This window comes from Pelagibius sp. Alg239-R121, assembly GCF_947331435.1.
Classification (GTDB): Bacteria; Pseudomonadota; Alphaproteobacteria; order Kiloniellales; family Kiloniellaceae; genus Denitrobaculum.
Window position 1 is genome coordinate 169,684 of sequence record NZ_CAMZOF010000007.1, and the last position, 23,177, is coordinate 192,860.

Here is a 23,177-nt window from a genome sequence, read left to right on the forward strand (position 1 = left end):
GCCTGATTCACCCTGCAGCATAAAATTCAGTGGTTTTTCCTCCGGTCTCTTGAAATTTAACGCCTGTCGTGTATATTCACGTTATGAGCAACGAACGCACAAAACTGGACCTGAAGGCAGCCGCAAGAGAGGCGAGTCAGAGTTGTGCCTGTCTCAAGGTGCGACAGGCATCCCGGATGATCACCAAGACCTATGAAGAGGCTTTGCGCCCAACCGGCCTAAAGGCGACGCAATACACGATGCTGTCGGCGGCCACGCTGGCTGACGGGGCTGTTTCGCTGACCGACCTGGCGGAGGCGCTGGGAATGGATCGCAGTACCTTCAGCCGTAACCTTGGTCCGCTGGAACGTCAGGGACTGGTCGAGCTCACGGACGATGGCTACGGACGCGCCCGAAGCGTCAAGCTGACCGAAGCAGGCGCTAAACTCTACGCGCAGGCCGTCCCGCTCTGGCAGAGTGCCCAAAGAGATTTACGAACAGCCCTTGGCGAAGAGGGTTGGCAGGCATTCCACACACAGATGTCATCGGCGGCAAATTACGCCTGACAGATTCCGGGAAAAGGGAGACCGATATGCCGTTTTCGAACGATCCGTTTAACTCTATAACGTGTATATACACGACACAAAGAGATATTTCTCTTGCCGCTGTAGGAGCGGTTTCATGATTAGAGAAAACGCATTTGCTAGACGGTTTTTTATGGCCGTGACCGCTTTTCCCAAAACGGTTCTTTTCTTCAGTTTTCTGGCGATCCTGGGTGCCGCTGCATTCCTGCCTCTGCTGAACAAGGATACGACTCCGGACGCCTTCATCGCTGCCGACAATCCCGCGGTGATCTACCGCGACAAAGTGAAAGAAATCTTCGGCCTGGACGACCCCTTCGTTGTGGCTGTGATCGACCGGCGGGAGCGCGGCATTTACAATCCGGTGACACTCGGACTGGTGCAGGATCTTTCCGAGCAGCTTGGGAAACTGCGGAATGTCGACCCGGATCGGGTCACCAGCCTTGCGACCGAGAGCAACATCGTCGGAACTGAAGACGGTATGGAGGTCGATGATTTTTATGAGCTCGGGACAGGCCGCAGTCTCGACCCCGCAGCGCTGAAGGCTGCGATCGAAGATTTCCCGCTCTATCAGGGCGCTTTGGTTGCCAGGGACGGCAGCGCGACACTGATCGTGGCCGAGGTCATCGACCATACCTTAAGCCAGTCTACTTATGACGAGATCCGCGCGATCGTCGACGCAAGTATCCTGCCGGAGGGTGTGGAGGTTCACGTGGCGGGCGAGGGGGCGATCTCTGGCTTCCTGGGAACCTACATCGACAATGACGCGACACGCCTGAATCCGCTGACGGCCGTGGTGATTACCCTGGTCCTTGTGGTGGCGTTCCGGACCTTCGCCGGCGCGCTTCTGCCCAACATAATCGTGCTCGCTACGGCGGCGGCGGCGTTGGGGCTGATGGCCGCGTTCGGGGTTTCCTTCTTCGTCATTACGAACGGGCTGTTACCGATCCTGATCGGCATCGCGGTGGCGGACTCCATCCATGTGCTGAGCGATTACTACGAACTGGCCGTCACGCATCCCGAACTCAGCCGCCGCGAAGTGATCGTACGGGCGATGCAGCGGATGTACCGGCCCATCACCCTGACCACGCTGACGACGATCGCCGGCTTCATGGGCCTTTTCATCGGCGCCGAAATGCCACCGATGAAATACTTCGGCCTCTTTGCAGCGATCGGGGTTACGGCAGCCTGGTTCTATACCATCCTCGTTCTGCCGGCGGCGGTTACGCTCTTCAAGGTGAAGCCAAGCAACGCCTTCGCTCTCAATAAATCAACCGACGTCTATGGCCGTTTGATGACGCGCTTTGGCCATATTGTTCTTCGGCACCCGCGGACCGTGGTCGCCGTCGTTGCCGCTGTTGCGATTACCGGTGCTGTCGGCGCTTCCAGGGTGATTGTGGAGGAGTCGCAGATCGAAAACTTTCAACGCGATGAGCCGATTTACCTCGCCGACCAGGTTATGAACCAGGTGTTCGACGGCACGAACTACATCGACATGGTGGTCGAAACGCCCAACCGGGAAGACCTTTTCAAGCCGGATAATCTGGCACGGATCGAGGCACTCCAACGTTACGCCGAGACCCTCGACGGCGTGCAGGGCTCGACCTCCGTCGTTGACTACATCAAGCAGATGCATAAGGCGGTCAATGAGAATCGGCAGGAGTTTTATAGCATTCCGGACGATGACTTCCTGATCGCGCAGCTGTTCCTGCTCTATTCTACCTCGGCCAATCCAACCGACTTCGAAGAAGAGGTCGACTACGACTATCGGCGTGCCAACATCCGGCTCAACCTGAACAGCAGCCTGTACCGCAGCAATCGCGAGGTGATTGCCGCGCTGGAAGATTACGTTGCGAAAGAGTTCATCGACGGCGGCATGACAGTCAATCTGTCGGGGCGTGTCTATGTGAACTTCCATTGGCTGAACACCATCGGTGACAACCACCTGCGCAGCCTGACGATCTCGCTGGTGCTGGTTTGGCTGATGGCGTCGCTGGTGTTCCGTTCGGCACTGGCGGGTGCCTTTGCCCTTATCCCCGTCGGGATGTCGATCCTGCTGATCTATGCGGTGATGGGTTTCAGCGGGATCTGGTTGGGCGTCGGGACCTCGATGTTTGCCGCAATCGCCATCGGTCTCGGTATCGACTTTTCCATCCATACGATCGATCGCATGAAGGAGTTAGCCATGACGGGTTCAGGTTCGTTCGACGAGCGCATCGCGCCGCTATTTCCCTCCACCGGCCGGGCATTGTTCTTCAACTTCGCTGCCATCGGCTTGGGTTTCGCCGTGCTCACCACCAGCGAGGTTCCGCCGTTGCTGAAGTTCGGTGTGCTGGTCGGCATCGCTGTCGCTGCCGCTTTCATCGCCAGCATGGCGATCATGCCTGCACTCGCGAAGCTATTGAAACCCCGTTTCATCTGGCCTGAACAGGCACCTCACAGCGATGCTGTGGGCTTGAAGCCTTCAAGCGTCAAAGCTGCGGTTGCAGCAATTGCCATGACAGGGATTGCCTTGTTGGCGGTTGCTGGGAAGGCGGATGCGGAAGACTTACCCGACGGTCGGGAAATCATGCAGCGGGTTGTCGACCGCGACGAGGGTGAGTGGGTGACGCGCACGCTGATCATGGAGATGACCGACCGCAGCGGCACGACCCGCAAAAGAGAGACGGCAGCCTTCCGGCGCTACTACGGTCAGGAAAAGCGTACGGTCATGTTTTACAAGTCGCCTACCAACGTAAAGGGTACCGGATTTCTGACCTACGACTACCCGGAAGCCGATAAGGATGACGATCAGTGGCTCTATCTGCCGGCGTTGCGCAAGGTGCGCCGTATCTCGGCATCGGACCGGGGCGACTATTTCCTCGGCACTGATCTGACCTACGAGGACATGAAAAAGGAAAACAAGGTCGCCCTTGAGGACTATGATTTCACGACTATCGGTCAAGAAAAAGTAGACGGCCACACGACCTTTATTGTCGAGGGTGTGCCCGTTAGTGAAGAAATCGCGAATGAACTCGGGTATAGTAAAGCCGTGTGGCGAGTCGACTCGGCGATTTGGATCTCCCGCGAGGCGGAGATGTGGGATGTAAACGGTAATCCGCTGAAGACGATCCGCTCGACGGAGATTGAGGCGGTCGACGGGATTTGGACGGTGCATCGCATTCATGTGGAGAATCACAAGACGAGACACCAGACGCTCTTCCGCTTCGGCGACATCGACTACAAATCGGAAATCAAAGACAAGGTATTCAAGACACGGAATCTGAAACGGGGGCTGTAAATGCGGGGGAATCCGAGAGGATGTTTTAGAACGCCTCTCATCATGATCTGCTGTTTCGTCCAGCCGGCTCTGGTCTCTGCCGAAAACCTGCTGGACGAAGCAGAATTTTCAGCACTTTTGGAGACGCGCTTCGGATGGGAAACAGAGCGCGACGAGCTGCAATTCGGTGAGGCCGTCTTCACGCCGGAAGTCAACATGCGCCTCGGCGAGAGCGTGAAGCTGAATGGCATTTTCAGGTTTCGCGGCGACACAGAAGACCGGCTGGAACCCGGCCGTCCGTCGGAGGATAACCGGGATGCCATCTCAGAACGCGCGTTCGTCGGCGATGACGTCGACATCGAACTGCGTGAACTCTATCTGGATATCGATTTAGAAGACGCCTTTGTGCGGCTGGGCAAACAGCAGGTGGTCTGGGGAGAGGCCGACGGACTGAAGGTCCTGGATGTCATCAATCCGCAGTCCTTTCGCGAGTTCATCCTGCCCGAGTTCGAGGATTCGCGCATTCCCCTCTGGACGGTAAATGCCGAGATTCCCGTGGGCGAAGACAGCCTGGTTCAGCTGCTCTGGATTCCCGATCAGACTTACAATGACATTCCCGACTCTGATGCTGCCTTTGCCTTCTCTTCGCCGCGGCTTGTGCCGCGATTGCCGGCCGGTGTAACCGTCCTCAGCACCGAATTCGACCGGCCAAACAGTTTCGTCGAAGACTCAGATGCCGGTGCGCGCTTTACAACCTTTCTGGACGGCTGGGAACTTTCAGCAAATTACTTTTTTCACTACAGCGACACTCCCGTCACGCGACGGCGTTTGCTTCCCGGCGGTGTCGCAGTGACGCAAGATTATGAGCGGACGCATCTGCTGGGCGGAAGCTTCAATAACGCGTTCGATGACTGGGTGGTGCGCGGCGAAGTCGGTTATTCGACCGATCGCTTTTTTATCACTGAAGACGCTGGCGACAGCGATGGTGTCGTGAAATCAGGCGAGGTGAGTTATGTTCTGGGGCTCGATTACCAGGGGATCACCGATACCTTTCTCAGTGCTCAGCTCTTTCAGTCTTTCATCGCCGACCACGAGGACGGAATTGTTCAGGATCAGGTCGAAACCTCCGCAACTTTCCTGGTCGAACGCACCTTCGAGAACGAGACCATCAAACTGAGCCTGCTGGTTATTCAGAGCCTTAACGAAGGAGACGGGGTCGTGCAGGCTGAGTTGGATTATCAGCTCTATAGTGACGTCAATCTTACTCTTGGCGCCGATATCTTCTACGGCGATGAAGACGGCCTCTTTGGGCAGTTCCGGAATCGCGACCGGATCACATTCGGCGTGACCGTTGGTTTCTAGTCAGACTTATAGGATGGCGGGTTCGCCAGGATTGGGGCCATAACTTGATTCGAGAAAATCGAGGTCACATCCTTTGTCGGCTTGCAGAATGTGGCGGGTAAAGACCCAGCCATAACCCCGTTCGAAGCGGGATTCTGGCGCGGTCCAGTCGGCCCTGCGCCGCACAAGCTCTGCCTCGCCGACCTCCATGTCGATCCGACGAGCGGCCACATCGACAGAGACGATATCGCCCGTTTGAATGAGTGCCAGGGGGCCGCCAACATGGGCCTCCGGTGCCACATGAAGGACGCAGGCACCGTAGCTGGTGCCGCTCATGCGGGCATCCGAAATCCTCAGCATGTCGCGCACGCCTTGCTTTAACAACTTTGCCGGGATTGGCAGCATGCCCCACTCCGGCATTCCTGGCCCGCCTTGTGGTCCCGCCCCACGCATCACCAAAACTGTGTCTTCCGTCACGTCCAACTCAGGATCGTCGATCCGTTCCTTCATTTCTGCATAGTCGTTGAACACCAGCGCCGGCCCGCGATGCTTCAGAAACTTCTGGGCACAGGCAGAAGGTTTGATGACGCAGCCGTCCGGCGCCAGGTTCCCGCGCAGTACGGCGAGGGCGCCTTCTGCGTAGAGTGGATTGTCGAGCGGGCGGATGACGTCGTCATTCCAGACCTTGGCACCTGCGATATCCTCGCCCAGGGTCGCGCCTGATACGGTTGGGGCACTCAGGTCGAGGTGATCGGCGAGGCGGGTCATCAGTGCGCGGAGTCCGCCGGCATAAAAGAAATCTTCCATCAGATAGCGGTCGCCCGATGGCCGGATGTTGGCGATCACCGGGATTTCCCGGCTCAAACGGTCGAAGTCTTCAAGGCCGACCTCGATCTTGGCGCGCCGCGCCTGGGCGATGAGATGAATGATGGCGTTGGTCGAGCAGCCCATGGCCATGGCCACGACGATGGCGTTTTCAAAAGACGCGCGTGTAAGGATCTGACTGGGGCGCAGGTCGGACTGCACCATCTCGACGACGCGGCGACCGGCGGCGGCACACATGCGGATATGGTTGGCGTCAGCGGCAGGGATCGAGGAGGCACCCGATAGAGTCATGCCCAGCGCTTCGGTTGTGCCGGTCATAGTGCTCGCCGTGCCCATGGTCATGCAGTGGCCATAGGAGCGGGCGATCCCGGCTTCTACGCCTGTCCAGTCGTCCTCGGTAATATTGCCCGCGCGCTTCTCGTCCCAATACTTCCAAGCGTCCGAACCTGATCCCAAAACCTCTCCACGCCAGTTGCCGCGCAGCATGGGACCGGCGGGAACATAGATCGCAGGAAGATCCATCGAGGTTGCGCCCAACAAAAGACCTGGTGTGGTCTTGTCGCAACCGCCCATCAAGACCGCGCCGTCGACCGGATGTGAACGCAGCAGCTCCTCGACCTCCATTGCGAGCAGATTGCGGTAAAGCATTGTGGTTGGCTTTACGAAGTTCTCCGAAAGGGAGAGGGCAGGGAGCTCGATCGGGAAACCGCCCGCCTGGAGTACGCCGCGCCGGATATCTTCAACCCGGCTTTTGAAGTGCGCATGGCAAGGATTGATGTCGGACCAGGTATTGATGATTGCGATCACCGGCCGCCCAGACCAGTCGTCCGGCCCATAGCCCATCTGCATGATGCGGGAACGATGGCCAAAACCCCGCAGGTCCTGACTGTCGAACCATCTGGCGCTGCGGAGTGTCCGTTCGGTCATGCTTTCGGTTCCCTGTAACTTGTTTTTGGGTGTGTTGTTCTATTGCAAGGGATTATATACCAACCGATCCACCGCTTCGTTCAAAGCGGTTTCAATCATCTGTCCCCCTCTTAAAGGCCGCGGCCGGCGTTATGTTATCGCTGTTTGCCGTACGGGCGGGAAAACAGGCCATGCTGGTTGAAGAAGGCTAGAGTCTGATCCAGCTAGATATCAAGAGAAGCTGCACAATCAAGAATGACGCCCAAGGCGGAGAGAACGTCCTCTTCGGTGGTCTCGAACTGCCCGGCCTGAAAGCGGATCACCAGTGCGCCGTCGACCCGTGTCTGGGTCAGATAGATGCGGCCGTCGTTGTTGATGGCGTTGACCAATTGAAGGTTGAGCGCGTCCAAGTCGTCGATGTTGGGTGGGGCATAGCGGAAGGAAAAGAGCGATAGCATCGGATCGGTCACGAGTTCGAAATTGTTTTCCGCAGCGATCTTTTGAGCCAGTTGTTCCGACCAGGCAACGTGATTTCTGATCATGCGCCGAAGGCCTTCCAGACCGTGGGCGCGAATAAGAAACCAGATCTTCAGGGCGCGGAATCGGCGGCCCAATGGCACTGACCATTCCGAGTAGTTGATGATGCCGTCTTGCCCGTGGGTTTTCAGATATTCCGGCTGGATTGCAAGGGTCTTAACCAGGCTGTCCGGGTTCCGTATGAAGTGGGCTGAACAGTCGAAGCTTGCCCCCAGCCATTTGTGCGGATTGAAGACGACGGAATCGGCCAACTCAACACCTTGCCACAACGACCGGAACTCCGGGCAGATCATTGCCGAACCGGCCCAGGCGGCGTCGACATGAACGTAGAGGTCGTGGTCGCGCGCGATCCGGCAGATCTCCGCAATGTCGTCGGTCGCCCCGACACTTGTGCCTCCGACGCAGGCGATGATACCGGTCGGTAAAAGACCAGCTGCTCTGTCACGCGCGATGGCGGCCTCGAGCTCGGCGGGGTCGAGGGCGCGCTGCGGTCCGGATACGGGAATGCGCACCAGGTTTTCTTCGCCGATTCCCGAGACCCAGATGGCGCGGTCGATGGAAGTGTGAACCTGATCGGACGCATAGACACGCAGAGCGGGATGATTAGCGAGCCCGCGCTGGTTGCCGGCCCAATTCAACGCGCGTTCGCGCATGGTCAACACTGCCGCCAGGGTTGCCGACGAGGCCGAATCCTGGATGACGCCGGTAAAATCCTCCGGCAGGCCTAAAGCCTGTCGCAGCCAGTCCAGAACCACGGTCTCCAGCTCCGTAGCCGCGGGCGATGTCTGCCAGAGCATACACTGAGCGCCCATGGCGGTTACCAGATACTCGGCGACAACGGAAACCTGTGCAGCATTGGCGGGAAAATAGGCGAAGAAGCGCGGATGCTGCCAATGGGTCATACCAGGCACGATATCCCGCTCGAAATCGGCAAAAATGGCGTCCATTTCTTCCGGCTGCTCGGGTGGTGACTTAGCGATCTTGGCGGTTACTTCGCCCGGTGCTGTCCGGGCACGAACCGGGTGTTTGCCTACGGTTTCACGATAGTCGGCACCCCAGTTGGCAGCCGTCTGCGACCACTTTCGAAACGCGTCTTTGTTCACTCTTGTCTCCGGCTGTCTGGTTTCTGTTCAGGTCGAGGCGTCGGCAACACCCGCTACGATGATTCCATCGGCCACCCAGGAATCGAAAACCTTCAGGGCTTCGGTGGCGAAAACCCGGTCGTTGATATGGCAGGCGAGGCTTGTCAGTTCGACCGGCTGCTCGACGGCTTGCTGGAGTTCGTCAACAAAGGCGGCATGTCCGACCGGATCATAAAGCACTTCGCCCGACCGGTCCCATTCCTCGATTCCCTGGGTGGGTAATAGGATGTGCACCGGCGCCGTCGCTGCCTTCAGTTTTTCACAAATCGCGCGCGCCGTGCGTCTGCGCTCGTCTGGACTCACCGTAACCGAGGCGATCAGGCGGTTGTGCGCATGATACTCCCGATCTTGATATTTCTCGGGAAGTGGCGCCGCCGTCGCGAGATCGATCAGATCAACGGCGCCAGGTGCGACGATTTGGGGAATGCCCGCTCTGCCGCAGTTCTCAAGCCGGTCCGCACCGGCGGTTACGATCGAGCCGTTTAGGTCATTGCTCAACTCCTGCAGGCTGAAATCCATCACCGCGGCGAAGGCGCCTTCGGCAGCCAAAGATTCAAACGCACGGCCGCCCATTCCGGTCGTATGAAAAACGGCAACCTCGTAACCGCGTTTCTCCAGCGCAGGTTTCAGGAACACCATATACTTGAGACAGGATTTTCCCAGGCTGGTGATGCCGACCAACGGACGGTCACGTAGTGGAGGTTCGGCGGTTCGCACGGCTCCGACCACCGCGCCTGCGGCTTGACTGAGCGATGATTTACAGATCGCGTTGAGACCGTAGAGGCCACCGGCCCAGAGGATCATTTGCGTGTCTGCAGCAAGGCGTTCTGCAGGAATCAGTGGGGAGAAGGCGATGGTCGAAACCACATATTTAGGAACGCCCAAAGGAAGAGCCTGACAGACATCGAGCGCCAGATCGGTGCCCATGGTGCCGCCGAGCGCGAGCACACCATGGATCTTACCGTCGTCGTACAGCTGCCGCGCGAGCAGGCTTGCGCCCTCTGCGGTCTTCGTCATTGCCTGGTTTTCGTCACCCAAGGCGATGATCGCCTCGTTACTAGTCTTTGCGGCAGCGGCAACATCATGCTTTGTCGATTGGGGTTTGAAGTCTGGATCACCGAGAACACCGACGTCCATGATGTGAGCCCTTCCGCCACCGGTTTCGATGCGGTCTTTCAGATAAAGCAGTTCATCCGATTTGGTGTCGGCCGTTCCGATGACGAGGATGACGGGAGTGTCGGACAAGATCGCTCTCCAGGGTCTACCGAATTCGCACGGTTAAAGGCAGGTTCAGATCATTAGAAGGCAGCAACCTGCAAACCGGCGTCGAGAGCTTCGACAATCCGCGTCACATCATCCGAGGTCAAGACCAGAGGCGGAGAGAGGATTACGTTGTTGCCGGAAATTCGGACCATTACACCGGCTTCGTAGGTGCCTTCGAACATTCTGGCAATGGCATCCTTGCTAAGCGGTGTCTTGTTCGTGCGGTCGCTGACTAGTTCAAGGCAGGTCATCAGCCCTTTTCCCCGGACGTCGCCGACCATGTCATGTTTTTTCTGCAGCGCAAGGCAACCGTCCATCAGCTCGTCACCGCGTACCGCCGCATTGCGCGCGACGTCCAGGCGTTTGGTCTCCGCCAGCGCGGCCAATGCTGCTGCTGCGCCAACCGGGTGGGCGGAGTAGGTGTAGCCATGTCCGATATTACCGAAACTGTCTTCGTTGCTCTCAAACACTTCAACGACTTTTTCGCCGAGCATCACCGCGCCAAAGGGATAGTAGCCATTGGTGATGGCTTTGGCGGTGGTCATCATGTCGGGCTTTACACCCCAGAGACGGGACCCGGTCCAGGCGCCGGTACGGCCGAAGGCGGTGATAACCTCGTCGGCGATCAGGAGCACGCCGTGCCGGTCGCAGATCTCGCGGACGAGCGGCATAAAGCTTTCGTGCGGCGGAATAACGCCGCCCGCACCCAGGATCGGTTCCATGATGAAAGCTGCGACTGTATCCGGGCTCTGGAATTTGATCTCGTCTTCCAGCATGGCGGCACAAAGCTGCGCCAAACGGGCCGGGTCTGTCTCGCCGAAGGGATTGCGGTAAGGCCAAGGGGCGGGGATGTGATAGACGCCGGGCAACAGCGGTTCGTAATTTCGCCGGAAGTTGGCATTGCCATTGACTGATGCGCCCCCGAAGTGAGTGCCGTGATAGCCTTTCTTGATCCCGATGAACTTTGTGCGGTCCCGTTCGCCGCGGATCTTATGATACTGCCTTGCCAGTCGCAGGGCGGTCTCGACGGAATCCGAGCCCCCGGAAGTAAAGAAGGCGCGGGTTAGTCCGTCCGGCGCAAACCATTCGCGCAGTTCGTAAGAAAGCTCGATTGCCGGCCCTGTCGATGTGCCCCGAAAGGCGGAGTAGTAAGGCAGTTGCTCGAGCTGGTCCCGGATCGCGTCTTTTACGGGCTGGCAGGAGTAACCAAGATTGACGTTCCACAGGCCGCCGACCGCATCCAGCACGCGCTGGCCCTGGACATCTGTCAGTTCAACGCCTTCGGCGGCAGTGATGACCTTGGGAGGGTTTTTTTGCATCTCGGCTGGATGCGCCATGGGATGCCAGAAGTGCCGGGCATTGTTCTCGATCAGGAAGTTGGCGTCACGCATCGATAGCCTCCGTTTGTTTTAGTCCAAGCAGCGCCAGAGCCGCCGCATAGCTTTTGCCCGGTGTCCGAACGTCGAAATGAACACATTGCATACCGACCGCCAGCGCGCCCTCGATATTGCGCAGTTGGTCGTCCACGAATACGCAGTCGTCTGCCGTCAATCCCAGTCTGCGGATGCAGGTTTCATAGGCCTGCGGGTCGGGTTTCAGAATCTTGGTGTAGGTGGCATCGACAATGACGTCGAAATCAGCCATGAACGGCAGCTTTTCTCTAAAGTCCACGCCGTAGAATAGATCCAGCTCGTTGGAGAGAATGGCAAGTCGGCATCCCGCGGCTTGGGCCGCAGTGATGGCCGACAGGGCTTCCGGCCGGATGGCAGAGGCCGGATCGGCGCCGCGCGCCCGCTGCACGAACTGAACCATCGATGTCCAGTCTTCGCCGAGCATCCGGCCGACCTCTTTCGTGCGAGTCAGCCAATAGTCGCGTTCAGAAATTTCCTCTGCCTGCATGCTCTGCCAAAGCGGATCGCTCTCTGGAGCAAAGGGGCCGCGCCAGGTGAGTGTGCCTTCCGGAAGGCCAAGTGCCCGCTCATTTTGTGGCTGAGTCTCGAACAGCGTTCGGGAAATTACACCGCCGAAGTCCAGAACCAAAGCTTTGCTTTTCTCCGTCATGTTCCATTCGCGCCTGCCTGCGCCTGCAACAGGATATCGTGTGGGTCGGCGCCAAAGGTCTTGGTAACTTCGATGGCTGCCGTGCGCACGGCCCAGCCGATTTCAACTTCCGCTTCCGGCGTCATGCGCGTTGAGGGTGTTGCGACCGCGATGGCGCCGCAGGCAAATCCCGTCCAGTCGAAAATCGGTGCTGCAACGCCCGAAACCTCCTGATCGTAACCCTGATGAATCTTTCCGATGCCACTCCGGCGCGCGGTTTCAATCATCGCCCGGATCTTGTCCGCTTCGGTGATGGTGTCCGGTGTAAACTTGGCCAAGGGTTTCGCAAGTATGCCGTCGACCAGTGGTTCCGGCGAAAAAGCGAGATAGGCGATCCCCGACCCAGTGCAGTGCAGTGGCAACTGCTCGCCGCGCTGCATGGAGATGCGGTTGGTTCTTGGACTTTCAGCAATGCCGAGCGTCGAGAGCACATCCCCGGTTGCCATCGAAAAGTGTGCGGTCTCCCGGGTTTTCTCAGCGAGCCGCCTGAGCACCGGCTCGACAACGGCGCCGATAGGGAAGGTCGCCTCGCGGACTCGGGCGAGACGCAGCAGACCCGCGCCGAGGCGGTACTTTTTGCTCTCCGGATGCTGCTCGACCATGCCGTGATCGGCGAGGGCCGAGAGCATGCGTTGAGTTGTCGCCTTGTCGTAGCCGGCGGTGCGCGCCAATTCGCTCAAACCGTACTCTGGTGAGGACTCGCTGAAAAAGTTCAAAAGAGTCAACGCTCTACGAACGGTTCTCATATTTTCTCACCAAATTCCCTTGCAGACGGCACGGACAGTCGAAAGCTGGCCCCGGCATTTTGCTTGACAGAAGTAGAGGGTCATTGCAACATAAATTTAAACCGACGGTGATAATAATGAACCGACTGACTTCAGCCGAAGTTTGGTCGAAACGAAGAGGGGGGAGACGCAATGAAATCTCTGATTGGAACGGTTCTTTCGGGAGCCTTGTTGGCATTGTCCGCGACGTTCTGGGCGGCGCAGGCCGAGTATCCGGAAAAGCCGGTGTCCTTTGTTGTCCCGTTTCCTCCGGGCGATCTTGAGGATGTTCTGACCCGCCTTATTGCCGAGGACTTTCAGGCCGAAACAGGCGTTGCCGCTGCAGTGGTCAACAAACCTGGCGGTGGCGGCGGGCCTTTCCCCGGTGCAATCGAGGTCGCGAACGCCCCCGCTGACGGAACGATGGTCGGGTCTTTTGTCATCGGTGTCCCGGTCGTGGGACCGACCATCGGCATCGACGAGTTGAAGGAGGATACTTTCGAGCCGGTCGGTATCTTCCTGACCTATCCTTTCGTCGTAGTGGCGAAAAGCGACGCCCCCTTCGGGTCGATGAAAGAACTGGCAGCGCACGCGCAGGATCACGAGGTTGCGCTGGGACATTTCGGATCCTTCCTCATTCCGACGCAGATTTCCTTCGCGGCGGCCAAGACCATGGGCTTCGAATGGGGCTCCGAAGCGGCCTTCGATGCGGTCGACTGCAATACGCTGGCATCGGGCGATGCCGATGTTATCAATACGACCCTGCAGCTTGTGCTGCCTTGCCTGAAGGACGTGAAGGTTCTGGCAGCCATCACCGACGAGCGTATCCCGATCGTGCCCGACTCGCCGACCATGGCGGAAGTCGCACCGAGCCTGAATGCCTCTCTCTGGAACGGTCTCTTCGTGAAGAAGGGCACACCGCAGGAGGTCAAGGACAAGATCGCAGCGATTGCCAAGAAGACCGTCATGGGTGAGCGGGCGCAAAAGATCGCGGCCGAAACCGGTGCCGGCATTTACTGGATGGATGCAGCTACCGCTGCCAAACGGATCGAAAACGACCGGGCGACGGTCGCCAAGATCAATGAAATGATTGGCGAGTAATCGCGCGTTTCGCCGTGACGCTACGGAATCAACGACATGTCCGTTATGGGAAGGGCACCCGACTTGTCTCGTAGTGAAGAATCGAGTGTCCCCGACGGCTTGGCGGCTGAACCGGTGGAACAAGGACATCGGCGGCCACGCGCGCCGCTGATGCCCGGTGTGGTGCTGGCCTCGGGTGTCTTCTTTGCCATTGGTCTCCTCCTGCTCTCGCAGGTCGGTGTGGAAACCAAATGGTTCAAGCGGGTTCCGGTCGTGCTGCAGCCGGCTTTCTGGCCGACGGTCAGCCTGGCGGTCATGTCGTTCTTTTCAGGTGCGGTCTTTATCACCAACCTCATTGTCTGGCGCCGTGCTGAACTGCGGGCACCTCTATTGCCGGGCGACGGCGTGGCGGGCCTGTTGCGTCCGTTTGAGTTTGTTTTCTGGTTTCTGGCCTACGCGACCTCGGTGCCTTATCTGGGGTATTTAATCTCGACGGTGATCTTCATGCCTTTGCTCGGCATTCGGGTCGGATGCCGTAAAGCCTCCACGCTTATTCTGTTGGCGCTTGTTGGCCTAGCGACAGTGTTGCTTTTTAAGACCGGTTTTTCGGTCAAGATGCCCGCCGGTGCACTTTACGACCTGGCGCCCGATGTCCTGCGCAATTTTCTGATCAGGAACTTCTGAGCGACATGGAACTCCTTGCTGCAATCGCCGAACAGATCTTGCGCCTGGACGTCTTTATTGCACTTGCCGTGGGGGCGATCGGCGGCGTGATCATCGGGGCGATTCCAGGTGTGGGCCCGGCCGTGGCCATTGCCATCCTCCTGCCGGCCACCTTTCAATTCGAGCCCATCGTCGGCCTGACACTGTTGCTGGGAATCTACGGCTCCTCCATGTATGGCGGCGCATTGCCGGCTATCCTGATCAATACGCCGGGGACCGCGGTCAACGCACTGACCACCTATGACGGCTATCCTATGACCCAGAGAGGTGAAGCGCGCCGCGCCCTGTCCCTGGCCTATAGCGCATCGTTCTTCGGTGCGGTTTTTTCAATCTTCTGCCTGTTGGCATTAAGCCCGGTGCTGGCTAGCATCGCGCCTTTGTTCGGCTCGCGGGATATTTTCATGGCCGCGTTGCTCGGTGTCATCTGCGTGGTTTTGGCCCACCGGGGACAGACCATGATCGCCGCGGCCTTGCTCTGCTTCGGCATGTTTCTCAACACTGTGGGTTTAGAAGCGGTACGCTACTCTAAACGGTTCACTTTCGATCAATCCTGGCTCAATTCCGGCTTCGATCTGATCGTGGTTATTCTGGGATTGTTCGCTCTTTCCCAGGCCTACTTTCTGCTGGGCGATCGCGGACAGCAGGCGAAGCTTCCTGATGTGACAGGGAGTCGGCTGTCTGGGTTTGGTGAGATCCTGCGCCATAAGCGCCTAGCTGCGGTTTCTTCTGGCTTCGGCGTGATCATGGGAATGATTCCGGGGGTCGGTGAGTTCACAGCGCAATTCTTCTCCTATGCCTACGCTCAGAAGACCTCAAAGCAGCCAGAGCTGATCGGCCGAGGTTCGCCGGAAGGTTTGATCGCGTCGGAATCGGCAAACAACGCCGTTCCCGCTGCTGCCATGATTCCTCTTTTGGCCCTCGGTATTCCGGGCGAGGCGCTGACCGCCATGATGCTTTCAGTCTTCTACGTGCACGGTGTGATACCTGGGCCATCCTTCTTCGAAACCCAGTCGGGCTTCTTCTACAGCCTCTTTGTCGTGCTCCTGGTGATCAACTGCGTGGTTCTGATTTTTCTGCTGCTCGCCACCAATGGCCTGATCAAGGTGATCAAAATTCCCAACCGGATCCTGGGCGTCATTGTCATGACGCTCAGCCTGGTTGGTGTCTACTCCCTGCGGAATAGCCTGACCGATTGCGCGATCGCGGCGGTTTTTGGACTGATCGGGCTTGCGCTGCGTCATCTCAACTGGCCAATCGTTCCGATTATTCTGGGAATGGTTCTGGGCCGGATCATGGAGGACAAGTTCCGTGCCTCAATGGCCCGGGTCGACAGCCCGCTAGACTTTATCGACCGGCCGGTGTCCGGCACGCTCTTTGCCATCATCGTGCTCGCACTCCTATTTCACATCGCGGGCCTGATCCGCGAACGCAGAATTTCCAGGAGCCTTCATGCTTGATCAGCTTGCGATCGACCGGGAACGCAAGACTACCATACCGCCGCAGAGGCATTTTATTGATGGTAAGTGGTGCAATAGAGAGAGTGTCGATCGCCTGAACGTCGTCAGTCCGATCGACGGCGGTCATTTGACCAGCCTCGCCAGGGGCTCCGCCGCAGATATCGACATGGCGGTTGCCGCCGCAAGACGCAGCTTTGAATCGGGCAGGTGGTCCAACGCACCACCGGTTCATCGCAAGAAGGTTCTGCTGCGCCTGGCAGACCTTGTGGAAGCTCACGCACTGGAGCTTGCGGTTCTTGGCGTGCGCGACAACGGCACCGAAATCTCCATGGCCTACAAGGCCGAACCAGGCAGTGCTGCAGGGACCTTCCGCTACTACGCGGAAGCTATCGACAAGGTCTACGGCGAGATTTCACCCAGCGGCCCCGACGTCCTGGGGCTGATCCATCGCGAACCCTTGGGCGTAGTGGGTGCGGTTGTGCCCTGGAATTTCCCTTTGATGATCGGCGCCTGGAAGCTGGCCCCGGCGCTCGCGGCGGGAAACTCTGTCGTGCTGAAGCCACCGGAGACTGCATCTTTGACGTTGCTGCGTCTGGCCGAACTCGCTGCAGAAGCGGGACTCCCGGACGGAGTGCTCAATGTAGTGACCGGTGAAGGCCCGGTCGTAGGCGAGGCCTTAGGTTTGCATATGGACGTGGATGCTCTGGTTTTTACCGGGTCGGGCGGTGTGGGGCGGCGTCTGCTGGATTACGCCGCACGCTCGAACCTGAAGCGCGTGTATCTGGAACTGGGCGGCAAGTCACCGAACATCGTCTTTGCCGATGCGCCGGATCTGGAAAAAGCCGCTAAGGTGTCCGCTTTCGGGATCTTTCGGAATGCCGGTCAAGTCTGTGTCGCAGGCTCCCGGCTTTTGGTCGAGGACTCTATCCACGATGCCTTCGTCGAAAAGCTCGTTTCGTACGCCGAAAAGATCAGGGTCGGTGATCCGCTGGATCTGGGCACGGAGATGGGGGCTGTTTCCAACGACGCCCAGTTGCACCGCGATCTGCTCTGTATCGAAAGTGCGCAGTCACAAGGGGCTCATCTTGTGACCGGTGGAGCCAGGATCCTTGAAGAGACCGGCGGCAGTTACCTGCAGCCGACGATCTTCGATGAGGTCACGCCAGATATGACGCTGGCACAGGAAGAGGTATTTGGTCCGGTCCTTGCCGTGCAACGTTTCCAGGATGCAGAAGAAGCGGTCGCGCTGGCCAACGGCACGAGCTATGGCCTGGCAGCCGCTGTTTGGACCTCTGACCTCTCCAGGGCGCATCGGATGGTGCGTGCGGTCCGGGCAGGTGTGGTTCACGTCAATACCTACGGCGGTGCCGATATGACAGTTCCGCTCGGTGGTACCAAGCAATCGGGTAACGGTCATGACAAGTCGCTGTATGCGCTTGAAAAATACAGCAATTTGAAGACTGCCTGGATAGCCCTGGCTTAATCCGATGGGCTTACGAACCTGAAGTCAGCCATCCTGCAAATGCTTCCCGGTCAGGATTTGATGCTTTGATACGGGGCGTGAGCAGATAGTAGCCGGACTCGGTACGAACCGATTCTTCCAGCAGCCGCACGAGCTTGCCTTCCTTAAGGTGGTCGTCTACCAGATGGCGCCATCCCAGGGCTATGCCTAGCCCATCGCTCGCCGCTTGAACTGCCAGCGGGTAGGTATTGACGGTTAGATACTGGACGCTGTCGGGAAACGGGACTCCGACGGCGGCGAACCAACCGCGCCAGTCCAGCCATTCCTCGTGATGGCTCGCAACGTCAATCAAAGTGCAACTGGCGAGGTCTTCGGGGCGTGTGCCTTGAGGTACCCTGCTTGCCGGCGAGGTTCCACCAACGGGATAAACCTCCTCGTCCAGCAGCCTCTCAGCCATAAATCCTTCCCAAATGCCTTCGCCACGCAGGATGGCGAGGTCCACATCCGCTGCAAGGCAGTCGGCGTCGTCATCAGAGGAAATCAGTTTGATCTCAATGTCGGGATAGGCTTCTCGGAAGGATTGAATCCTCGGCATCAGCCAGAGCGTGGCGATCGAGTTGGTCGCCGCAATGGTCACACGCGCTGAAGTTTGCGCTTTGCGGATATCCCGAGAGGCGTCGGCGAGTTGGTCGAGGGCGCGGGCAACGATGCGGCGGTAGGCCTCGCCTTCAGGGGTCAGATGCACGGCCCTATGGGTCCGGACAAACAAATCCTGGCCCAAATTCTGCTCGAGCAGGCGGATCTTGCGGCTCACCGCGGCCTGGCTGACATTTAGTGAGTTTGCCGCGGCTGTGAAGCCGCCAAGCGCCGCCGCCGCCTCGAAAGCGATCAAATAATCCAGAGGCGGTAAGTGTTTGTGGCTATTTCGCATAACTTTTCTTGGCCCTAAGCCTTAAGCAATTTTTCTTCACAAGGCCTCCGCGTCAAGCTTCAATTGCAATGATAGAGCCATTCTTGATTCGGGGACTCGGTCGAAATGACGATAATGCCAAGGTTCGAAGCGCCTGCGACCCGTGGAACGATTTTGGTGCCGGGTCTTCCGGTGCTGCCGCCCGGCGTCGAACGGCATCCTGTACCCGGCGGTGGTTCGCGGGCCGTTCCCATAGAAGCCGGCGACGAAATTACTCTGGTTGACCGCGAAGGTCTTCAGCCTTGCGAAATCGTGTTTTTCGATGGGAATGGCCGGTCTGACGTCGCGATGCTCGGCGCCGAAGGCGCAGTTGCTCCCGTGGGACTTCAGCGCATCCTGGGCGGCAGGGAGTTCTCGGCGCAGCGGGTTCGAAAAGCGCTCGATGCTGGGGGCTTCGATCTCGGCGAGGCACAGGCCTTACGCCTGTTTGAGCAAAACTCAAGAGCCGGAGACAGCAAAAGCTTCGTGACAAGCAGTGACGGCCTGTTGATCGCTGCTGCACCCGGTGAAGCCATGGCCGTCGATGCGCAGACGCCGCCCACCGAAATCGTGCTCTACATCAAGCGCGCAAATCCGAAATTTCTCAAGCAACGGCGTTCAGCTCCGGATCCGCTGGCCGATCCCCTGACGGACTTCAACATTCAGCCTGGTGAAGCCCAGGCCTACGAGGTCAAGGCTGGTCAATTCATTCAGATCCTCGATGTGCAGGGTAGGGAGTGTTCGGATTTTCAGGCTTTCGATCTGCGCGCGATCGAACAAGGGCGGGTCGCTGATATAGATCCGACCACGACACGCAGTCTGATGGGGTCTCTCTATCCGGCACCCGGGCTCTTCGCGAAGTACTATTCTCAAGACCAGGTACCGTTGGTGGAGATCGTCCAGGATACCTGCGGCCGTCATGACACCTTCGGGTTGGCCTGCACTGCGCGCTATTACGACGATATGGGCTATCCAGGTCATCTCAACTGCTCGGATAACATAAATACCGAACTTGAGAACTACGGCGTGCCGCCCCGTGGCGGCTGGCCGGCCATCAACTTCTTTTTCAACACAATGCTCGATGACGCCAATGCCATCGGGATGGACGACCCTTGGTCCAGGCCCGGTGACTATGTGCTTCTGCGTGCCTTAACCGACCTGCTTTGTGTCTCGACCGCCTGTCCTTGCGATGTCGATCCTGCCAACGGCTGGAATCCAACTGACATCCAGACCCGGGTCTATGATGCCAAGGAAGACTTTCAGCGATCGATAGGATTTCGTATGACCGCCGACGCCGACGTTCAAATGACCAAAAAAACCGGCTTCCACGAGCGGTTTGCGAAACACACCCGTAACTTCACCGAATACAACGGCTACTGGCTGGCCAATGATTTCACCGGCCGCGGCGCGCTCGAAGAATATTGGGCCTGCCGTGAGAAGGCAGTGGTGATGGATCTCAGCCCCCTGCGCAAATTTGAGGTGCTCGGCCCCGACGCCGAAACGCTGTTGCAGATGTGCATGACCCGCAACATCAAGAAACTCGCGGTGGGGCAGGTGGTTTACACCGCGATCTGCTACGAGCACGGCGGTATGATTGACGATGGCACTGTGTTCCGGCTCGGCGAAAACAATTTCCGCTGGATCGGAGGCTGCGAGACGTCGGGAATCTGGCTGCGCGAGCAGGCCGAAAAGCACGGTCTTGATGTCTGGGTGAAGTCCTCGACCGATCAACTGCACAATATCGCCGTTCAGGGACCGAAAAGCCGCGACATCCTCAAAGAAATCATCTGGACGCCGCCGACACAACCGACTATCGAGGAACTGCCTTGGTTTCGGTTCTCGATCGGCCGTTTGAACGATTTTCACGGTACGCCGGTGGTGGTCTCGCGCACGGGATACACCGGTGAATTGGGATTCGAAATCTTTTGCCATCCCAAGGCTGCGGAAGAGGTTTTTGATGCCGTTTGGCAGGCCGGTGAGCCCTATGGTATCTCGCCCTTTGGGCTCGAGGCTCTCAATATGGTTCGGGTTGAGGCAGGCCTGATCTTTGCCGGTTACGAATTTTCCGATCAGACCAATCCCTTCGAGGCGGGGATTGGTTTCACCGTGCCCCTGAAGTCCAAGAACGACGACTTCATCGGCCGAGACGCCATCGCCGAACGCAAAGAACATCCTGTGAAGAAGCTGGTCGGGCTGGAGCTGGAAGGCAACCTGGTGCCCGGGCTTGGAGACTGTGTTCGGATCGGGCGCGCCCAGGTGGGCGAGATCACCTCCGCCGTTCGCTCTCCCTTGCTGGGCAAGGTCATTGCGCTCTGCCGCATGGATGCAGTCCATTCCGAGATTGGCGTGGAAGTTGAGGTCGGGCAGCTCGACGGCCTGCAGAAACGCATTCCGGCCAAGGTCGTGGGCTTCCCGCACTTCGACCCGACCAAGGAGCGGGTCAAGGGCAACTACGAAGCAGCGTAATCTCTTCTGCCGGGGCAAATGGTTTCAAAGAGCGTGGCTGTGCTCTAATCTGGCTAGCCTGTGAATTTGGTTAGTTGAGTTTATGAGTACCTATCGCTTCGGCGCGGATTTGGCAGTTTCCGCCGCCATGCCGAAATCCAACGTCAAAAGCCGGGAAGCGGTCAAGATTGGCGTTATGGCGCCTTTTACCGGCGATGCCTCCTCCTGGGGCTTGCCCGGATTCCATGCCAGCCTGATCTGGGCGGACTGGCTGAACGCGGGCGGCGGGCTGCAGGTCGGTGACCGCCGCTATCCTGTCGAGATCGCCGCCTACGATGACCAGTATGATCCGGCCCGCGCGGCGATCGGCGCAAAAATGCTGGTCAACTCCGAAGAAGTCCGGCTGATCCTGACTCTCGGCGGCGACACAATGCCTGCCATCACCGAGTTTCTGACCCGCACCAAGACGCTTGCCACTACGCTGCTACCCAGCGACCTCTCACCCGACACGCCGTATCTGATCGCACCCTGTGAAGTGCATCCGATCTATGTGGTTACCGGCGTTGACTGGTTGGCCGAAAACCGTCCGCACCTTAAGACCGCGGCGATCTGTGCTCAGAAGGATGCACTGGGGTTGCCCTCGGTCGCGACCTATCGGGCGGCCTTCGAGGCAGCAGGTATCCAGGTGGTCGAGGAAATCCTTTTCCCTGGTGCCCTTAAAGATGTGGACGCGATGGTCGAGGTGCTTCTGGACAAGCAGCCTGACATCCTCTGCTGGGATACGGCCTACGAACCCTTCGTCCATGCGCTGACCGAGGCGGCCTATCGCAAGGGCTTCAAGGGGCAGATCCTGTCCTGCACCTGCGACAACTACGCATCGCTGGTGGCCAAGACCAGCGAGGAATTCATGGAAGGTTTCGTCTTCCAGTTCCCCGATTTCGACGACCCTGCGCTCAACGACCCGCGCATCATGTTCACCCGCCCCAACGAGTTCTACGCTGAATTTAACCGCCGATATCCCGGCGAGTGGAGCGCGGTGCCCTGGGAATATTTCTCGATCCTGGAAATCTGGCGCGGCGCCGTCGAGCGCGCCCAGACGGTCGAAGCTTTGCCCGTGCTTACCGCCATGCGCACCGGCGGCCTGGGCCGTAACGTTTTCGGCGAAGCGCGCTGGTGGGGTAAGGAACTCTTCGGCATCGATCATGCCTTGGTCGGCTCCTGGCCTGTCGTCGAAATCCAGCGTGGCCGCGCCCGCGTGGTCGAGTTCCGTTCCATCCTCGATTGGTGGGATCAGCACGGTGAAATCCTGCTACGTCACATGCGCGGCTTCGGCCAGATGTGGGATCAGAGAATTGAGCAGCACTTGTCTGGAAGAGATAGTGGTGAAATATAAGATAGTATTAATGGTTGAAAATTCGATAATTACGCCCTATTTATAATAACATATGGATTGAAAAACATAGAGAGGTAAATAACAAACATGGAGTTGTTCGGGTTATTTATACCTTTGCATTTTATAATTCTAGGCGCGTTTTCGGTGTTTTTTGTTTTTGGGTGTTGGACATTGTCCAGCGACGGACACGAGAGGCGCGATCCCAAGAAAAACTGGTATCCTGATGCCGATCCAGTAAAAGCTGAAACCATACGCAATCACATCCCCGGCGGACTCGACAGGTAGAGAAGATAGATCGAATAGATCTCGTTCGATCGGATTTTCTAGGACTTCAGATGCAGATTTCCATTGAACAAGGTCCTCCCGGAATTCTTAAATGATCCCGCTGTAACGGCTCGCAGATTTACGGCTGTCAAAGCGCCGTGCGGATTCAGGTCTGCTGTTGTAATACCGCCGAAATTTTGTGTTTTGCTTAGAGCGGATAAGTATGAAGTTTTCTATACGCGAAGACGACCTCACTGGCGAAGCCATCGCCGGTCTCCTCCAAAACCATCTGGATTTCACTGCCGGCCAATCACCACCGGAGAGCACGCATGCTCTCGATTTGGATGAACTGCGCGCGCCCGATATCACCTTCTGGAGCGCGTGGGACGGCGGGACTCTGATGGGCTGCGTGGCGTTAAAAGCGTTGGATGCAGTTGAGGGGCAACCTGGGCACGGCGAAATCAAATCGATGCATACGGCGGAGGCTGCGCGCGGACGTGGCGTGGCGCGTAATTTGATGGAGCATCTGATGGCCGAAGCGCGACGTCAGGGTTATGGCAGATTGAGCCTGGAGACTGGTTCCATGGAGTCCTTCGCTGCGGCGCGTAAGCTCTACGCCAGCTTCGGTTTCGAGACGTGCGATCCCTTCGGGAATTATGTAGTGGATCCCTATAGCGAATTCATGACCTTGGAGCTCTAAGATTGGA

The 23,177-nt window shown here is 58.1% G+C and carries 17 protein-coding genes; 10 read left to right on the plus strand and 7 right to left on the minus strand.

Annotated features, from left to right (window positions below; all coding sequences use genetic code 11):
- Positions 1–83 precede the first annotated feature (83 nt).
- The 3 genes from QMZ18_RS22600 (at position 84) to QMZ18_RS22610 (ending at position 5,181) form a co-directional block, all read left to right on the plus strand.
- On the plus strand, positions 84–545 hold the full coding sequence (locus tag QMZ18_RS22600) for a MarR family winged helix-turn-helix transcriptional regulator (protein WP_282608627.1): 462 nt from the start codon (positions 84–86) through the stop codon (positions 543–545).
- Positions 546–660: 115 nt separating this feature from the next.
- Positions 661–3,840, plus strand: coding sequence for an outer membrane lipoprotein-sorting protein (locus QMZ18_RS22605; RefSeq protein ID WP_282608628.1), 3,180 nt, complete (start codon positions 661–663; stop codon positions 3,838–3,840).
- A gap of 42 nt (positions 3,841–3,882) precedes the next feature.
- Positions 3,883–5,181: a DUF1302 family protein gene (locus QMZ18_RS22610; RefSeq protein WP_282608629.1), complete on the plus strand. Its 1,299-nt coding sequence runs from the start codon at positions 3,883–3,885 to the stop codon at positions 5,179–5,181.
- 6 nt (positions 5,182–5,187) lie between these two features.
- Here QMZ18_RS22610 and araD read toward each other — a convergent pair whose 3' ends face one another.
- The 6 genes from araD to QMZ18_RS22640 form a co-directional block, all read right to left on the minus strand.
- A complete protein-coding gene (gene araD / locus QMZ18_RS22615) occupies positions 5,188–6,912 on the minus strand; it encodes an L-arabinonate dehydratase (RefSeq protein ID WP_282608630.1) in 1,725 nt (574 codons plus the stop codon).
- 203 nt (positions 6,913–7,115) lie between these two features.
- Complete coding sequence (locus QMZ18_RS22620; protein ID WP_282608631.1) at positions 7,116–8,531, minus strand: pyridoxal-dependent decarboxylase; 1,416 nt, start codon at positions 8,529–8,531, stop codon at positions 7,116–7,118.
- Positions 8,532–8,558: 27 nt separating this feature from the next.
- On the minus strand, positions 8,559–9,815 hold the full coding sequence (locus QMZ18_RS22625) for a Tm-1-like ATP-binding domain-containing protein (protein ID WP_282608632.1): 1,257 nt from the start codon (positions 9,813–9,815) through the stop codon (positions 8,559–8,561).
- Positions 9,816–9,868: 53 nt separating this feature from the next.
- A complete protein-coding gene (locus QMZ18_RS22630) occupies positions 9,869–11,224 on the minus strand; it encodes an aspartate aminotransferase family protein (protein ID WP_282608633.1) in 1,356 nt (451 codons plus the stop codon).
- Entirely contained in the window at positions 11,217–11,894 is a 678-nt protein-coding gene (locus tag QMZ18_RS22635; RefSeq protein WP_282608634.1) for an HAD-IA family hydrolase, read from the minus strand. Before QMZ18_RS22635 ends, QMZ18_RS22630 begins: the two co-directional genes overlap by 8 nt.
- Positions 11,891–12,679 carry an IclR family transcriptional regulator gene (locus tag QMZ18_RS22640; protein ID WP_282608635.1) on the minus strand — a complete coding sequence of 263 codons (789 nt, stop codon included), beginning with the start codon at positions 12,677–12,679 and terminating at the stop codon, positions 11,891–11,893. The genes QMZ18_RS22635 and QMZ18_RS22640 overlap by 4 nt, the downstream gene beginning before the upstream one ends.
- A gap of 171 nt (positions 12,680–12,850) precedes the next feature.
- On the opposite strand from QMZ18_RS22640, the gene QMZ18_RS22645 reads away from it, so the two are divergent.
- Genes QMZ18_RS22645 through QMZ18_RS22660 form a run of 4 tightly spaced genes read left to right on the plus strand, consistent with a single transcriptional unit; the run spans position 12,851 to position 17,440 of the window.
- The gene (locus QMZ18_RS22645) at positions 12,851–13,798 is read left to right on the plus strand and encodes a tripartite tricarboxylate transporter substrate-binding protein (RefSeq protein WP_282608636.1); all 948 of its coding nucleotides are present in this window, start codon (positions 12,851–12,853) and stop codon (positions 13,796–13,798) included.
- A 36-nt stretch (positions 13,799–13,834) separates the two neighbouring features.
- Positions 13,835–14,461 (plus strand): tripartite tricarboxylate transporter TctB family protein, encoded by a 627-nt coding sequence (locus tag QMZ18_RS22650; protein WP_282608637.1) that lies wholly within the window; start codon positions 13,835–13,837, stop codon positions 14,459–14,461.
- A 5-nt stretch (positions 14,462–14,466) separates the two neighbouring features.
- Entirely contained in the window at positions 14,467–15,957 is a 1,491-nt protein-coding gene (locus tag QMZ18_RS22655; protein ID WP_282608638.1) for a tripartite tricarboxylate transporter permease, read from the plus strand.
- Complete coding sequence (locus QMZ18_RS22660) at positions 15,950–17,440, plus strand: aldehyde dehydrogenase (protein WP_282608639.1); 1,491 nt, start codon at positions 15,950–15,952, stop codon at positions 17,438–17,440. Before QMZ18_RS22655 ends, QMZ18_RS22660 begins: the two co-directional genes overlap by 8 nt.
- Positions 17,441–17,450: 10 nt before the next feature.
- Here the strand turns inward: QMZ18_RS22660 and QMZ18_RS22665 are convergent, their stop codons facing one another.
- Positions 17,451–18,350, minus strand: coding sequence for a LysR substrate-binding domain-containing protein (locus tag QMZ18_RS22665; protein ID WP_282608640.1), 900 nt, complete (start codon positions 18,348–18,350; stop codon positions 17,451–17,453).
- A 105-nt stretch (positions 18,351–18,455) separates the two neighbouring features.
- On the opposite strand from QMZ18_RS22665, the gene QMZ18_RS22670 reads away from it, so the two are divergent.
- The 3 genes from QMZ18_RS22670 (at position 18,456) to QMZ18_RS22680 (ending at position 23,170) form a co-directional block, all read left to right on the plus strand.
- Positions 18,456–20,834, plus strand: coding sequence for a DUF1989 domain-containing protein (locus tag QMZ18_RS22670; RefSeq protein WP_282608641.1), 2,379 nt, complete (start codon positions 18,456–18,458; stop codon positions 20,832–20,834).
- An 82-nt stretch (positions 20,835–20,916) separates the two neighbouring features.
- Positions 20,917–22,206, plus strand: a complete 1,290-nt coding sequence (locus QMZ18_RS22675; RefSeq protein ID WP_282608642.1) for an ABC transporter substrate-binding protein — start codon at positions 20,917–20,919, stop codon at positions 22,204–22,206.
- Between the two features lie 487 nt (positions 22,207–22,693).
- A complete protein-coding gene (locus QMZ18_RS22680) occupies positions 22,694–23,170 on the plus strand; it encodes a GNAT family N-acetyltransferase (RefSeq protein ID WP_282608643.1) in 477 nt (158 codons plus the stop codon).
- The last annotated feature ends 7 nt before the right edge of the window (positions 23,171–23,177 follow it).

Coding starts and splice junctions, on each gene's coding strand:
- QMZ18_RS22600 (WP_282608627.1), top strand. CDS start 84: ATGAGCAACGAACGCACAAAACTGGACCTGAAGGCAGCCGCAAGAGAG.
- QMZ18_RS22605 (WP_282608628.1), top strand. CDS start 661: ATGATTAGAGAAAACGCATTTGCTAGACGGTTTTTTATGGCCGTGACC.
- QMZ18_RS22610 (WP_282608629.1), top strand. CDS start 3,883: ATGATCTGCTGTTTCGTCCAGCCGGCTCTGGTCTCTGCCGAAAACCTG.
- araD (WP_282608630.1), bottom strand. CDS start 6,912: ATGACCGAACGGACACTCCGCAGCGCCAGATGGTTCGACAGTCAGGAC.
- QMZ18_RS22630 (WP_282608633.1), bottom strand. CDS start 11,224: ATGCGTGACGCCAACTTCCTGATCGAGAACAATGCCCGGCACTTCTGG.
- QMZ18_RS22635 (WP_282608634.1), bottom strand. CDS start 11,894: ATGACGGAGAAAAGCAAAGCTTTGGTTCTGGACTTCGGCGGTGTAATT.
- QMZ18_RS22640 (WP_282608635.1), bottom strand. CDS start 12,679: ATGAGAACCGTTCGTAGAGCGTTGACTCTTTTGAACTTTTTCAGCGAG.
- QMZ18_RS22645 (WP_282608636.1), top strand. CDS start 12,851: ATGAAATCTCTGATTGGAACGGTTCTTTCGGGAGCCTTGTTGGCATTG.
- QMZ18_RS22650 (WP_282608637.1), top strand. CDS start 13,835: ATGTCCGTTATGGGAAGGGCACCCGACTTGTCTCGTAGTGAAGAATCG.
- QMZ18_RS22655 (WP_282608638.1), top strand. CDS start 14,467: ATGGAACTCCTTGCTGCAATCGCCGAACAGATCTTGCGCCTGGACGTC.
- QMZ18_RS22660 (WP_282608639.1), top strand. CDS start 15,950: ATGCTTGATCAGCTTGCGATCGACCGGGAACGCAAGACTACCATACCG.
- QMZ18_RS22665 (WP_282608640.1), bottom strand. CDS start 18,350: ATGCGAAATAGCCACAAACACTTACCGCCTCTGGATTATTTGATCGCT.
- QMZ18_RS22670 (WP_282608641.1), top strand. CDS start 18,456: ATGACGATAATGCCAAGGTTCGAAGCGCCTGCGACCCGTGGAACGATT.
- QMZ18_RS22675 (WP_282608642.1), top strand. CDS start 20,917: ATGAGTACCTATCGCTTCGGCGCGGATTTGGCAGTTTCCGCCGCCATG.
- QMZ18_RS22680 (WP_282608643.1), top strand. CDS start 22,694: ATGAAGTTTTCTATACGCGAAGACGACCTCACTGGCGAAGCCATCGCC.